Raw genomic sequence first — 15,443 nt, forward strand, 5'->3', positions numbered from 1 at the left:
TTAAAATGAAAGTTATACCAGAATTAAGATACAGTGATAAACACACTTGGGTAAAAATTGAAGGTGACTATGCATATATAGGAATAACTGATTTTGCTCAAGATCAATTAGGAGAAGTTTTATTTGTTGAAATGCCAGAAATAGAAGATGAACTAACACAAGGAGAAGACTTTGGTGTGGTAGAATCTTCTAAGGTTGCATCAGACTTAATAGCTCCTATATCGGGTGAAGTAGTAGAGATAAATGAAAGATTAGAAGATGAACCTGAATATATAAATGAAGATCCATATGATGCTTGGATTGTAAAAGTTAAACTTTCTGATTCTGATGAATTAGATAATTTATTAAGTTCTGAAGTTTATGAAAGTACAGTAGAGTAACTTTATTAAATGAAAGTAGGAATCCGACTGCAGCGGATTCCTACTTTTTTATTAGTTACAGATATTATGAACAGATACATCTATGGTTTTAATACTACCTTTATGCAATTATCTAATTTGCTATCAAATATATCATAAGCATGTTTACCTTCAGATAAAGATAGTTTATGAGTAATAATGTCAGTAGGATCATATTCACCCTTTTTTATTATATCTAAAATTTTAGGAATGTAAGCTTGAGCAGGACACTGGCCCATTTTTATTGTTATATTTCTAGCAAAAAAGTCGCCTAATGGAAATAGATTATATCTTGCTCCATAAACACCTACCATCATAACAGTACCACCTTTTCGAATAGCTCTAGAAGAAATTTCAATTGCTGATTTCGATCCACCTTGTAGTTTTAATAAAGTTTCAAATTTTTCAAAGTTTGACATTACACCATCCATACCTACACAATCTAAAACAACATCGGCTCCACCACTAGTAATTTCTTTTATATATTCACCTGTATCATCGTGATCTTCAAAATTAATAGTTTCAACACCTTTATATGAAGCTGCATGATTGAGTCTGTACTGAACTCTATCTACGGCAATAATTCTTTTTACATTCTTTAACATAAGCCATTTTATAGCAGAAAGACCTATAGGACCACAACCAAGAACAACTACAATATCACCTTTTTTAACACCTGCATTATCTACCCCCCAATAAGATGTTGGTAAAACATCTGTAAGGAAGAGTGCTTTATCATCAGATAATTCTTCGGGGATTACTGTAGGGCCTACATTAGCATATGGAACTCTTAAATACTCTGCTTGTCCACCATCATATCCACCAAATGTATCACTATATCCAAATATTCCACCACATTCACCATATTTATTTGAATTATCGCACTGACTATATAAATCATGTTCACAATAAAAACAATGCCCGCATGATACAGGGAATGGAACAATAACTCGATCACCTTTTTTTACTTTAACAACATCTTTACCAACTTCTTCAACTATACCCATTGTTTCATGACCTAAAATTGAATTTTTCTTTAGATTTGGTATCATACCATGAATTAAATGAAGATCTGAACCACATATAGCAGTAGATGTTACTTTAACAATAATATCGTCATTTTTTTCTATTTTAGGATCCTCTACGTCACGTACATTTACATTTTTTATTCCTTCATAGACAATAGCTTTCAAAATGTGTCCTCCTTACAAAGTAAAATTTATTTGAGTTTAGTTTCTATTAAATTAAGGTAAAATATTCTTAAAAATGCATATATGACTTTATTATTTATAACATACTATATGTGAAATTATGCTAAAATTATATTATAGACTGTATTGGGGGGTAGAGTATGATAAAAGTACTTTTTAGGTCACACGATAAAGAAGTTTATTGTAATAAAGGGGAATTATTACTGGATGTTGCAAGAATGGCGGATATATTTATAGATGCACCTTGTAATGGAAATGTATCATGTGGAAAATGTAAGGTTAAACTTTTGAATGGCAAAGTTGATACTGAAAAAACAAGACACATAAGTGATGATGAAATAAAACAAGGATATGTCTTAGCTTGTAATTCAAAAGTAGTTTCTGATATAGAAGTAGATGTTCCATCTAAACTATCTTCATCTATGTATGGAATGAAGATAGAAGGTGGAGGAAAAGAAAAGGATGAAGCCATTTTTAATAGAGCTAAAAAAATAGCAGAAAATCATAATTTAAAATTTTCTACAAATATAAGAAAAAAGTATATTGAACTAAGTGAACCAACATTAGATGATAATATAAGTGATGTAGATAGAATACAAAGATATGTTAGACATCACTTAGGTTATAATGAAATAGATTTTAGGTTAGATATACTTAGAAAAATACCTATATTACTTAGGGAAAGTAATTTTAAGGTAACATTAACTTACGTAAAAAAGAAAAATAAGTTAACAATAATAGATATAGAGCCAGGAGATACTGGTGAATCACTATATGGTATAGCTATAGATATAGGAACGACTTCAGTAGTAGTTTGCTTAGTAGATTTAGTTGAACAAGTTCTTATAGATAAGGCATCTTCAGGAAATGCACAGATAAAATATGGAGCAGATGTAATAAATAGAATTGTATTTGCAACTAAGAAAAATGGACTTGATGAATTACATAAGGCTATAATTCATGATACTATAAATCCACTATTACATTCTATATATGAAAAAAATAATATTAATAGAGATGATGTTATTAGTGTTGTGGCATCTGGTAACACAACTATGGCAAGTTTATTTTTAGGAGTTTATCCGGATTATCTAAGAAGAGAACCTTATATACCTCCATTTTTAAAATCTCCTAAAATAATGGGTGAAAATGTAGAATTAGATGTTAATCCTAGTGCATATGTTTATCTAGCACCTAATGTAGCAAGTTATGTAGGTGGAGATATTACGGCAGGTGTATTATCTGCAGGAATATGGGCTAGTGAAGAGAATGTATTGTTTATAGATTTAGGTACAAATGGAGAAATTGTATTTGGTAATCAAGATTTTATGATGAGTTGTGCTTGCTCTGCAGGTCCAGCATTTGAGGGCGGTGGAATTAGATGTGGAATGAGGGCTTCTTGTGGAGCTATTGAAAACATTAAGATAAATCCAGTAACTTTTGAACCTAAACTAGGTATTATAGGAGAATGTGATCCTATAGGGATATGTGGATCTGGGATAATAGATTTAATATGCCAAATGATTTTAACTGGTGTTATTGATAGAAGAGGTAAGATACAAAAAGAGTTAAATACACCAAGAATAAGGTTTGATGAGCATGGAATTGGAGAATATGTCTTAGCTTTTAAAGATGAATATGGGTTAGAAAATGATATAACAGTTAATGAAGTAGATATAGATAATTTTATAAGAGCAAAGGGAGCAATATATTCGGGGGCTTCTGTTCTTTTAGAAAGTTTAGGTATGGATTTTTCTGTAATAGATAAAGTATATATAGCAGGAGGTATTGGGAATAGCTTAAATATTGAAAATGCAATAACTATAGGGTTACTTCCTGATGTAGAAAGAGAAAAGTTCCAATACATAGGGAATAGTTCATTAGTAGGTTCTTATTTAGCATTAATAAGTAGAGATGCTAAGAATAAATTAGAAGAAATAGCAAGCCAGATGACTTATGTTGAGTTGAGTGTTTATCCAGGTTATATGGATGAATTTGTATCTGCATGCTTTTTACCACATACCAATATAGAGAATTTTCCTACAGTAAAGGACTTATTAAATGTGTAAAGAATCAAAGTTAGAGGAAAAAATTAAGTATGCTTATAATAAAAAGATTGAGAACTTTGGAAGAGAAATAATATTTTCTTATCCAAATGAGACCTTAGCTATAAGTACTACTGAAAATAAATGTAGTTTAAAATGTGCTCATTGTAATGGTCACTATTTAAATAATATGGTATCGATAGAAGAGTATGAAGATAAGATTAAAAGTAGAAATATAAATAGCTTTCTATTAAGTGGAGGATGCAGTTTTGAAGGAGATGTACCTATAAATAAACATATAAATACATTAAAGACACTAAAAGAAAAGGGATTTAAATTAAATGCACACCTTGGACTCATGGAAGCTAAGGATATAGAATCAGTATGTAAATACATAGATATAGTTTCATTTGATTTAGTTTTTGATAAAAGCACAATAGAAGAAGTATACAAAATCAATAAAAGCAGAGAAGACTATATAAAGGCTTATGAAACTATAAAGAATAGTACAAAAGTTGCTCCACACATATGTATAGGTTTAAAAGGTGGAAAAATAAAAGGAGAGTATGAAATTATAAATTACTTAGCTAAAGACTCTCCTGAAATACTTACTTTTATAGTACTTATACCTACTAAAAATACTGAGTATGAAAATGTAAAACCTCCAAATTTAGAAAGGGTAGCGGATTTACTTTGTGAAGCAAGAATAAAGTTACCTAAAACAATTATAAACCTAGGATGTATGAGACCAAGAGGTAAATATAGACAAGAACTCGATCAAATTGCTTTAGACTGTGGAGTAAACAAAATAGTTTTACCATCTAGATCAGCGAAAAATAAGGCTATTGAAATGAACTTAAAAGTAAAAGAAAGCAAGGAGTGTTGTGTATTATGATTAGGCTATCTATGGGTACAGCTATTGAATTAGGTATACTAAATAAAAAGTGTGATATACCTCCTACTACTGCATATGTGATGATTGGAGATAAATGTAATAATAATTGTGACTTTTGTTCACAGTCTATAGAAAGCAGCACGAGAAGAGATAGGTTATCAAGAATCGTATGGCCTAAATACACAAAAGAGGAAATACTAAATGCTTTAAAAACTTATAAAGGTAGCAACATAAAAAGAATATGTATACAGTCTATGGATAATAAAGATGCACACGATGAAGTAGAAGAATTTATAGACTATATAAAAGATGAAATAAATATACCTATGTCTTTGTCTGCTAAAGTTGAAAATAGTGAAGATGTGGATAAATTTTTTTCTTTAGGAGTAGATAAGATAGGGATAGCTATTGATGCTGCGAATAAAAAGTTGTATGAACAAATTAAAGGTAATAATTATGAAGATAAGATTAAATTTATAGTTGATATGGTTAAAAAATATCCTAAAAAGATAAGTACACATATAATAGTTGGTCTAGGAGAAAGTCATAAGGATATATATGATTTATATAAATATTTGAGAGCAAAAAATGTAACAGTAAGCTTATTTGCTTTCACTCCTATAAAAGGAACAAGAATGGAAAGTATGAGTCAGCCAAGTATAGAGAGTTATAGAAGAGTTCAACTTATGACATATATGATAGATAAAGGATATTTTGATGAATATTTTACTTTTAAAGATGGATATTTAAATAACATTAAATTAGACTATGATATAATAAAAGATATAGAATCTGGATATCCATTTGAAATAAGAGGATGTAAAGATTGTAATAGACCCTATTATAATGAAAGGCCTGGGAGTACAATTTATAATTACTCGAAACCATTAAATATTGAAGAAATTAATTTAGCAAAAATAGAAATTAATTTAAAGTGAATATACCAAAATAATCCAATTTAAATTGACTTTACAATATTTTCAGTGCTATACTTAAATAAAGAATAGTATTTTGAAAATGAAATCATGAAGGTTTCTTTGGTGTATTGTAATGCCCAAAGAAACCTTTTTTTATTAAAAGATATTATATGGAGGGGTTTAATATGTGTGAATCATCAGCATTTGTATTGAAAAATAATGAATTATATAAAGTAATGGAGAATGTAGTTAGTGTAGATCCTCATGAAGGGAAAGTATATCTAACAGATCTGCTTGGAGATCAAAAGATTGTTGATGGGGTAATAAAAGAAATAAGACTTATGGATCATAAGATAATTTTAACAGAAGAGTAAAATAAGTTATAACCAGAAAACAAATAGAACATTATTAAATAGGGGAAAATTTCATTATGATAATAGCAGTTATAGACGGAATGGGTGGCGGAATTGGAGCCCAAATAGTATCTTCACTAAGAGAAGATTTGCCAACATATATAGATATATATGCTTTAGGTACTAACTCAATAGCAACTAGTGCAATGATGAAAGCTCATGCAAATAAAGGGGCAACAGGAGAAAATGCAATAGTAGTTTCATCTAAACGTGCTAATATAATAGTAGCGCCGATATCAGTAACAATTCCTAATTCTATGATGGGAGAAGTTACATTTAAAATTAGTGAAGCTGTAGCAGATAGCGAAGCTCTAAAGATATTGCTACCTATTATGCCTGAAAATATAGAGTTAGTTGGATTAGAAAATAAGCCACTTGCCTTGTTAATAAAGGATACAATAAAAGTTATAAAAAGAGAGTTTAATATAAAATAATTAGGGGGAAATAATATGTTTACTAAAGATAGAGTAAGATTTCATCATGCAGATGACCATGATCATGGTGATTTAGGAGGACATGACCATCATCACCCACATACTCATAGTCATAGCCATGAAGAGGAAAATAAAGATGAAAAAACTTTAAATATTTTATTAGTTCATTGGGTAAACCACAATGAATCTCATGAAGAAGGATTTAGGGAGTGGGTAGAAAAAGCTAGAGCTATTGGTAAAAATGAAACAGCTGATAGTATTGAAAAAGCTATAGAATATTTACAAAAAGCTAATGAAATGTTAATAGAAGCGAAAAAAAGTATGTAAATGATAATTATTGCTTTTTATAAGAGGTGTAAAATCCTCTTATTTTTGTGTTTATATATGTCGAAAAATAAAAAAATATAGAATAAAATAAAAAAATATTGAATAATATATGTTAATATGTATAAACTTAATTTTCTGAAAATATAAAAAGTATATTTACAAATAATGTAATAATTTGTATCATGAAGAGGAAAGGGAATACTGAGATATTTTTAATGTTAACGGGGGAAATTAACATGTTCGGAAAATAGAGTGGTATTAAATTACAATCCGAATATCAATGGATATTGTGGATGTGGGGGAAATTTGTTTTAAAGTTCATGAATATATTCATGAATAATAAAAATTTTAATTATATAATTAATGAAGCCATGAAGGTTTATATAAAAGAGTGTATCTTGCACCCTTTATTAACTTCGTGGTTTTTTATTTAAAAATATATAAATATATAGAGAGGGAGAATGTAAAAATGGTGAGAAGTAAAAGTTTAAGAAGAGCTTTAGTAGTTCTAAGTATAGTAAGTATGTCCTTAATTGCAGTAGGTTGTTCAAATAATTCTAAAGAAAGTGGGAATGGAACACCTGAGTCATCAATAGAAGCAAGTAACTTTGAAGCTGTAGAGTTTGTTTATTCAGATGGAGGAAAAGATTATGATGTAAAAGTTGAATCTCCGAGACAAAAAGCAGTAACATTATCTCAATTTATGACAGAGATGTTGCTAGCATTAGATTTAGGGGATAAAATGGTTGGAACAGCTCTTTTAGATAATCCTATACTTCCTGAATTTGAAGAAGCATATAAGAAAATACCAGAACTTGAAATAGGAGAAGGACATAATATATCTAAGGAAGCTTTTATTGCTACAGATGCTGATTTTGTAAGTGGATGGGATATGTCTATAAATGAACAAACTACAGGATCTGCAGATGAACTTATAGAAAAAGGTATAACTCCATTCTTAGCTAAATCTTATTCTCCAGATGCAACAGTAGAAACAGTATATGAAGATTTTGAATTATTAGGTAAAATATTTGGTGTAGAAGATAAAGCTAAAGATGTTATTGAAAATATGAAGAATGATATAAAATCTATAACTGATAAAGTTGGAGATGTTAAAGATGAAAATAGAGTAAAGGTAATGGTATATGATTCAGGAGAAGATAAAGCTATGGCTGTTGGATCAGGTCTAGCAAACAACTTAATAGAGTTAACAGGCGGAGATAATATATTCAGTGAAGAAGAGCAACCGTATATAAATGCTACATGGGAAAGCGTTGTAGCTGAAAATCCAGAAGTAATAGTAGTGACTGATTACCTTGCAGGTTCTCCAGTACAAGATAAAATAGACTTTCTAAAGAGTCATCCAGCTCTTAAAGATGTAGATGCCATAAAGAATGATAGAATATATGTTGTAGGATTAGCTGACTTATCTCCAGGGGTTAGAAACTCTAAAGTAATAGAAAAAATGTATGGTTACTTCTATGGAGAAAATAAATAATGGATATAAGTTTAGAAAATAAAACAAATCTCTCTAAAAAGAGAGGTTTCTTATTTTGGTCTATAGGACTTAGCATCCTTCTAGTTTTAACTATTATAGCTGCAATAGCAGTTGGTAGTACTTATATAGAACCTGGAGTAGTATATAAGGTACTACTTAATAAATTGTCAAATGGAGCAATATTTGATGTGACTTGGAATACAATGTTTGAAAATATAATATGGGAAATAAGATTACCAAGGGTTATATTAGGAGCTCTTTGTGGAGCTGGTCTTGCCCTTTGTGGTGTGCTTATGCAGTGTGTGACAAAAAATCCAATAGCAGAACCATACATATTAGGAATTTCATCGGGAGCATCATGTGGAGCAGTTGCAGTTATAGTTTTAGGAGGGATTTCAACACTTGGGATAACTAGTATAACAGGTGGAGCATTTTTGGGATCTATATTATCAGGTGTTTTAGTTTTTGCTATAGGAACTCAAATGGGAAGAACAAGTTCAACAACAAGGTTAGTTCTTTCTGGTATGGCAATATCAACAATATTTGGAGCACTTACAAATTTATTAATATATTCAGCTAAAAATTCAAATCAAGCAAAGAATGCATTATTTTGGACAATAGGGAGCTTAGGTGGTGCAAAATGGGATGTGCTATTATTTCCATTTATAGCATTAGTAATAGTTATAGCAGTATCTTTTGCAATGTCTAAATCATTGGATGTATTACTTTTAGGAGATGATAGTGCCGTTATATTAGGCATAAATGTAAAACTAGTAAAATCAATAATAATATTATTAGCAACATTACTTACATCAACTTTAGTTGCAATAACTGGAGCTATAGGATTCATTGGACTTGTAGTACCTCATATATGTAGAACAATAGCTGGAAGTGATCATAAAAAGCTTATTATTCTATCGAGTTTAGTAGGAGCAATATTTTTAATTTTATCTGATGTTGCAGCAAGAGGGTTATTCCCTCCAATAGAAATACCTATAGGAATAATAACATCATTGGTTGGTGGACCATTCTTTTTATATCTTATTTCTGCAAAAAATTATTCTTTTGGAGGAAATGATTAATGCTTAAAGTACAAGTTAAAAATTTAAAATTTAGCATAGATAAAAAAGAAATATTAAATGATATTTCTTTTGATATCCCAAAGGGAGCCTTTATAGGGATTATAGGCCCTAATGGTTCGGGTAAGTCTACATTACTTAAAAATATATACAGACTGTATAAGCCATCAAGCGGAAATATACTTTTAGATAACAAAGAATTATCGAAGATGAAGGATAAAGATTGTGCAAGAGAAATAGCAGTTTTAGCACAGGAAAGTAATTCGCAATTTGATTTTACTGTAGAACAAATAGTAAAAATGGGACGATATCCATATAAGAGTATGTTTGAAGATTATTCTAAAAAAGATTTGCAGATGGTTAGAGATATGTTAAAAAAAGTAGGATTAGATGGTTATAGTGATAGAAGCTTTTCAAACTTATCGGGTGGGGAAAAGCAGAGAACATTAATAGCTAGAGCCTTAGTTCAAGATACAGATTTTTTAATATTAGATGAACCTACTAATCATTTAGATATAGGTTATCAAATACAACTTATGGATTTAGTTAAAAGTCTTAATATAACGACATTATCAGCTATACATGATATGAATATAGCATCGATGTACTGTGATTATTTGATAGTTATGAAAGAAGGGAAAATAATAAACTTTGGAACTGTTGAAGAAGTTATAACATCAGAAATGCTTAAAAGTGTATTTGGGGTAAATGCATATGTAGGTATTAATCCAGTAAATAAAAAATTGCAGATATCATTTATGCATACTCACGAGCATGTTAATGGTATAGGAGTAGATCATATTCATGAAGATGGATTCAGTGGAGTACATAGTCATCATATACATGCTTAAAAGGATAGAACTTACAAAATTATTGAAATCAACCTAGTTATTAGGATATTTTCAATATTATTTTGATAAGTTCTATTATTTTTTAGTATAAGGACATGATATGTAATCATATAGTATACTTTAGATAAGAAATTTTATAGAGGGGGGATATTTTATGAAAGACGGTCATATACATTCACCTTATTGTCCACATGGTAGTAAGGATGCTTTAGAGGGTTATGTAAAAAGGGCTATAGAAATAGGTTTGGATGAAATAACATTTACAGAACATTTACCATTACCAGAAAATTTTAAAGACCCATCTCCAGAAAGTGATAGTGCCATGAGTATAAATCAACTACATAAATATATGAAAGAAGTAAGTAACCTTAAATGTAAGTATAAGGATAAAATAAAAATAAATTTGGGAGTAGAGGTAGATTACTTAGAAGGATATGAAGAAGAAACAAGAGAACTATTAAACAATTATGGAATGTATTTTGATGATTCTATACTATCTGTTCATATATTAAATTTTAATGAAGAATACTATGTTATAGATTATAGCAAAGAAGAGTTTGAAAATATATCAAACCTAATGGGCGGAGTAAGTGATGTATATTATAAATACTATAAAACACTTAAAAAAGCTGTGAGAGCAGATCTAGGAAAATATAAGCCGAAGAGAATAGGTCATTTGAATTTAGTTAGAAAATTTAATAAGGTTTTTCCATATAACTATGATAATAATATTGTTCTAGAAGAATTATTGATGCTTATAAAAGAGAAAGGATATGAACTGGACTATAATGTTTCAGGATTGTTAAAAGAATATTGTAAAGAACCGTATATAAGTGGACACTTATTAGAGTTAGTAAAAAAGTATAAAATTCCAATGGTGTTTGGATCAGATGCACATAGCATAGAGAATATGACTAATTATGATATCGATGAGTATAAATAATAATTATAAAACTTGGAATTAAATTGTAAATTTAATATTGACTTGATTTAAATTATAATATATAATAATAATATATTAAGGAGAAGTACTCAAGTGGCTCAAGAGGATCCCCTGCTAAGGGATTAGGCTGGGTAAACCGGTGCGAGGGTTCGAATCCCTCCTTCTCCGCCAGTAAAGACTATCGATTTCGATAGTCTTTTTTTTATAAATATCTATTGACTCTTGTGTTACACAAGACTTTATAATGTGTAATAGAAAAAATAGGAGAGGAGATAGTTATGATAAATGAATTTTTAAAATACGCTATTCCATCGGCATTTTCTATGTTTATATCAGCATTATATACAATTATAGATGGAATATTTGTAGGTCAAGGCGTTGGAGATGCGGCATTAGCTGCAGTTAATATAGTTTTACCTTTTACAGTAATATTAGTAGGAATGGCTAATATGATGGCAGTAGGAGGAGGATCACTAGTATCAAAAAATATTGGAGCTAAGGAAATAGATAAAGCTGTAAATATATTTAGACAGGTATGTAAATTTCTTTTAATATTAAGTATAGTTATAAGTATTATATGTGTTATTTTTACGAGTCAAATAGTAAAATTATTAGGAGCGACGGAAAATTTACAAGGGTTAGCTGTAGATTATCTTAGATTTTATGCGTTGTTCTCTATACCTAACTTAATAGGTATAGTTCTGAATAGTTTTGTAAGAAATGATCAAAAGCCTAAATTAGCGATGGTTTCTATAATATCAGGAGCGATAACTAATATAATATTAGATTATGTATTTATATTCAAACTTGGATTTGGAATAAAAGGAGCAGCAATAGCTACTGGTCTTGGTCAGATAGTAACAGTGAGTATATTATTACCTCACTTTATAAAAAAATCTGGTTATTTAAGTTTTGGGAAAGTAAAACTACAAATAGAAAGTATAAAAGAATTTTTAAAAATAGGATTCCCATCATTCTTTGCTCAAGCTAGTTTTTCAGTAATTGTTTTGCTTCATAATGTAATAATAACTAAAAATATAGGTGAAATAGGAGTTTCAGCATATAGTATAATAAATTATATTGGTACAAATATATATATGGTATTATTCGGATTAACTCTAGGAGCACAGCCTCTAATAAGCTATAATTATGGAAAAAGAGATGATAAAAAGATGCTAAGTTTTTACAAGATAACTTGCATATCATCTATATTATTTACTTGTATAGCAGTTTCAATTTGTTATATATTTGGAAAAAATTTAATTCAAATATTTACATCAGATAAGGAAATACTAGAATTAGCATATACTGGTTTAAAGTTAGCTAGTTTAAGTTATTTCTTTGTAGGTTTAAACTTAAATACAATAACTTATTATCAAGCAATAGAGATGCCTAAGTATTCAAATTTAATTTGTTTATTTAGATCAATAATATTCTTGCCAGTAGGACTTATATTATTATCGAAGTTATTTGGAGTAAATGGTGTATGGGGAGGAACATTATTTGCAGAGACTATAACATTTACTGCTATAAACTTAATTACTAATATAAAGTTAAATACATTAAAATCTACAAAGAATTCTTATGGAAAAGAAGAATTAAAATCAGCATAAATAAAAATAGGGGTAGTGAAGCTAAAAGTTTCATGCCCCTTTTAAAATTGATAGAATATTATAATATTCAAAGGAGAGGTCTTGTACTATGAAGAAATATTTTACAATTGGAGAAATGTCAAAACTACATAATATTTCAATAGAAACACTTAGACATTACGATAGATTTGGTATACTTAAACCAGAATATATAAATGAAAAAACAGGATATAGATATTATTCAACTAAGAGTTTTATAACCATTTATTTAATTAAACAATGCAAGGCAATAGGGCTGTCTTTAGAAGAGATAAAAGAAATTATAAATGATTATACATCATTAGATTCTGTTTTAAATATAATAAAAAATCAAAAAGAAATTATAGATAAGAAGATAATTGAGCTTAATAGTATAAAAAATAGCATTGAGAATCTTGAGAATAGTATTGAAGAAGCATTGGAAGTTGGTATTAATAAACCATTTATAAAGTTTTACGAAAAAAGGAAGTTAAGAAAATATAATTATACAAGTAGGTATACAGAAGAGTTTGAGATGAAGTTGAGAAAATCTCTAATAGATATAGAAAAAGAATACAATAGTTTTAACTCTAAGATTGCATTTGAAACATCTTATAAAGATTTAATTGATAATAATGAAGTAGTTCATACAAAAACTATGATAGAACTAGATGAAGGTGTATTAGGGGATGATGATACAGTAGTAACTTTGCCAGAGGGAGAGTATATAACTTTTTATTATGATGATAACTTCTATGATATTAAAAAGTATTATAGTGAATTTAAGGAGTATATTAGAAAAAATAACATAGATGTAATTGGCAATTTCTATGAAACTCATGAAATGACAAGGGTAAGTAAAGATGGAGTAGCAAAATCTCTAGCAAAGATTGAAATATTACTCAAATAAAATTGTCAATGTGATGTATATTGTATAAAATTATTTTGAGGGGATGAAAAAATGATAAGTAGTAAGAATAGAGTATTTAACATGTTAAAAAGGGTCCAAACTCTAAAATATCGCTTGGTAGTGGACTCCTTAATAGTAGGTGGAATGGTGGGATTAATTATTGTAATTCATAGATTAATTTTAGCCAAGATATCACCTCTATTTGTAAAATTCTATGAAAAAGGTAGTACTAACCTTGTTTTAATGCCATTAATTTTTATTATGCTTATATCTACGGGATATTTAGTTGGCAAGTGTGTAAAAAAAGAGCCAATGATAAGTGGTAGTGGCATACCTCAAGTAGAAGGTATATTAACTAGAAAATTAAAAATTAGTTGGTTTAGAGTGTTATTTTATAAGTTTGTGGGAGGACTAATTTGTTTATGTGCAGGGTTATCAGTAGGTAGAGAAGGTCCTTCTGTTCAAATGGGAGCCTGTGTAGGTGAAGGTATATCAAAAAAGTTAAAAAATTTAGATAATGAAGAAAAGTATTTAATAACAAGTGGAGCCAGTGCAGGGCTATCTGCAGCTTTTAATGCACCTATATCGGGTGTGATGTTTGCATTAGAAGAAGCTCATAAAAATTTCTCACCATTAGTATTATTATCAGCAATGATAGCGTCTCTTAGTTCAGATTTTGTATCAAAACAATTCTTTGGAATAACACCTTCTTTATATTTTGAAAAAATTCAAGCACTACCATTAAAATATTATTGGTCTCTTATTATTCTAGGTTTAATTATAGGAATAAGTGGTGTTATTTTTAATACAGGAATACTAAAAACTCAAGAAATATTTAAGAAATCAAAACTTAGTACTGAAATAAAATGTATAATTCCTTTTATTATTACAGGTATAGTAGGATTAGCATATCCGATTTTACTAGGCGGGGGACATGATCTTATAATGGCTTTAAAAGGTCAAAATTTTGCATCTACAACGCTATTAACTTTTATAGTGATTAAATTTCTATTTACTTTTATTTGTTTTGGCTCAGGTATTCCAGGAGGTATATTCTTTCCATTGCTTGTATTAGGAGCATTAGTTGGTAACTTAGTAGGTATTATATTAACGACCTATTTAGGAATAAGTGAAGCTTATATTATAAATTTTATCATACTAGCTATGGGAGGACATTTTGCATCTATAGTTAAAGCACCAATAACTTCTCTAATATTAATATCTGAAATGACAGGTTCTTTAGAACATCTATTATCATTAGCTGTAGTGGTGGTAGTTTCACAGTTAACCTCAGATATTTTAAATTCTAGTCCGATTTATGAAAGTTTATTAGATAGACTTTTAGAAAAAAATTCTTATAAGTATGAAGTAAATGAAAGTAAAAAATTATTGTTAGAAGTAGCAGTACATATGGATAGCGAAATTGATGGTAAATATATAAAAGACATATTATGGCCAGAAAAATGTTTAGTAGTTTCAATTTTAAGAGGTAATAAGGAGATAATACCTAGAGGAGATACAGAAATAATTGGAGGAGATTATTTGACAATAATGACAGATGAAAAAATCTATTCCAATATACTAGAGAGTATTGAAATAATTTCAACGAGTAGCTAATATAAGCTTAAAAATATTCATATAATAAAGAATATTTTATTAGTAAATTTGTTGACAAACCGAGTAAGTAAAACTACAATTAAGTTAAGAATTACATATTGAAATAGAAATTAAGATATTTGAAAATATCTATATATAAGTCAGGAGACTTTTGTCCCCTGGCTTTTTCTTATTCTATAATCAATAGTCGACATAAAATTTTAGCTTAATATTTATTCAATATTCTACTTTCCCCAAAAGTAAGAATTAAATCAAATTTTAAGGGTTGTAGTAAGATATTTTAAATTCTTGATAC

The 15,443-nt window shown here is 28.8% G+C and carries 15 protein-coding genes and 1 tRNA gene; 15 read left to right on the forward strand and 1 reads right to left on the reverse strand.

Annotated elements, in window-relative coordinates; genetic code table 11:
- Positions 1–5: 5 nt before the first annotated feature.
- Positions 6–380, forward strand: a complete 375-nt coding sequence (gene gcvH, locus H8923_RS11995; RefSeq protein WP_153971895.1) for a glycine cleavage system protein GcvH — start codon at positions 6–8, stop codon at positions 378–380.
- Positions 381–460: 80 nt separating this feature from the next.
- On the opposite strand, the gene H8923_RS12000 is transcribed toward gcvH, so the two are convergent.
- Complete coding sequence (locus tag H8923_RS12000) at positions 461–1,591, reverse strand: zinc-dependent alcohol dehydrogenase (RefSeq protein ID WP_153971894.1); 1,131 nt, start codon at positions 1,589–1,591, stop codon at positions 461–463.
- Positions 1,592–1,749: 158 nt separating this feature from the next.
- Here H8923_RS12000 and acsV point away from each other — a divergent pair, with 158 nt between their 5' ends.
- The 14 genes from acsV (at position 1,750) to H8923_RS12070 (ending at position 15,148) form a co-directional block, all read left to right on the forward strand.
- A complete protein-coding gene (acsV, locus tag H8923_RS12005) occupies positions 1,750–3,678 on the forward strand; it encodes a corrinoid activation/regeneration protein AcsV (protein WP_153971893.1) in 1,929 nt (642 codons plus the stop codon).
- The gene (locus H8923_RS12010; protein WP_153971892.1) at positions 3,671–4,549 is read left to right on the forward strand and encodes a radical SAM protein; all 879 of its coding nucleotides are present in this window, start codon (positions 3,671–3,673) and stop codon (positions 4,547–4,549) included. The genes acsV and H8923_RS12010 overlap by 8 nt, the downstream gene beginning before the upstream one ends.
- A complete protein-coding gene (locus tag H8923_RS12015) occupies positions 4,546–5,487 on the forward strand; it encodes a radical SAM protein (RefSeq protein WP_153971891.1) in 942 nt (313 codons plus the stop codon). Before H8923_RS12010 ends, H8923_RS12015 begins: the two co-directional genes overlap by 4 nt.
- A gap of 164 nt (positions 5,488–5,651) precedes the next feature.
- On the forward strand, positions 5,652–5,840 hold the full coding sequence (locus H8923_RS12020) for a CooT family nickel-binding protein (protein ID WP_153971890.1): 189 nt from the start codon (positions 5,652–5,654) through the stop codon (positions 5,838–5,840).
- Positions 5,841–5,896: 56 nt separating this feature from the next.
- Positions 5,897–6,313, forward strand: coding sequence for a DUF3842 family protein (locus H8923_RS12025; RefSeq protein WP_153971889.1), 417 nt, complete (start codon positions 5,897–5,899; stop codon positions 6,311–6,313).
- 15 nt (positions 6,314–6,328) lie between these two features.
- A complete protein-coding gene (locus H8923_RS12030) occupies positions 6,329–6,640 on the forward strand; it encodes a zinc transporter (protein ID WP_153971888.1) in 312 nt (103 codons plus the stop codon).
- Between the two features lie 469 nt (positions 6,641–7,109).
- Positions 7,110–8,138: an ABC transporter substrate-binding protein gene (locus H8923_RS12035; protein ID WP_153971887.1), complete on the forward strand. Its 1,029-nt coding sequence runs from the start codon at positions 7,110–7,112 to the stop codon at positions 8,136–8,138.
- Positions 8,138–9,220, forward strand: coding sequence for a FecCD family ABC transporter permease (locus tag H8923_RS12040; protein ID WP_153971886.1), 1,083 nt, complete (start codon positions 8,138–8,140; stop codon positions 9,218–9,220). Before H8923_RS12035 ends, H8923_RS12040 begins: the two co-directional genes overlap by 1 nt.
- Entirely contained in the window at positions 9,220–10,068 is an 849-nt protein-coding gene (locus tag H8923_RS12045; protein ID WP_153971885.1) for an ABC transporter ATP-binding protein, read from the forward strand. The genes H8923_RS12040 and H8923_RS12045 overlap by 1 nt, the downstream gene beginning before the upstream one ends.
- Before the next feature lie 154 nt (positions 10,069–10,222).
- Complete coding sequence (gene hisJ, locus H8923_RS12050) at positions 10,223–11,011, forward strand: histidinol-phosphatase HisJ (protein ID WP_153971884.1); 789 nt, start codon at positions 10,223–10,225, stop codon at positions 11,009–11,011.
- Between the two features lie 79 nt (positions 11,012–11,090).
- Positions 11,091–11,182: transfer RNA gene (locus H8923_RS12055), tRNA-Ser, on the forward strand.
- A gap of 107 nt (positions 11,183–11,289) precedes the next feature.
- Positions 11,290–12,624: an MATE family efflux transporter gene (locus H8923_RS12060; RefSeq protein ID WP_153971883.1), complete on the forward strand. Its 1,335-nt coding sequence runs from the start codon at positions 11,290–11,292 to the stop codon at positions 12,622–12,624.
- Between the two features lie 88 nt (positions 12,625–12,712).
- On the forward strand, positions 12,713–13,531 hold the full coding sequence (locus tag H8923_RS12065) for a MerR family transcriptional regulator (RefSeq protein WP_153971882.1): 819 nt from the start codon (positions 12,713–12,715) through the stop codon (positions 13,529–13,531).
- 51 nt (positions 13,532–13,582) lie between these two features.
- Positions 13,583–15,148 carry a ClC family H(+)/Cl(-) exchange transporter gene (locus H8923_RS12070; protein ID WP_153971881.1) on the forward strand — a complete coding sequence of 522 codons (1,566 nt, stop codon included), beginning with the start codon at positions 13,583–13,585 and terminating at the stop codon, positions 15,146–15,148.
- Positions 15,149–15,443: the final 295 nt, after the last annotated feature.

The sequence above is a fragment of the Romboutsia faecis genome (assembly GCF_014323405.1).
Classification (GTDB): Bacteria; Bacillota; Clostridia; order Peptostreptococcales; family Peptostreptococcaceae; genus Romboutsia_E; species Romboutsia_E faecis.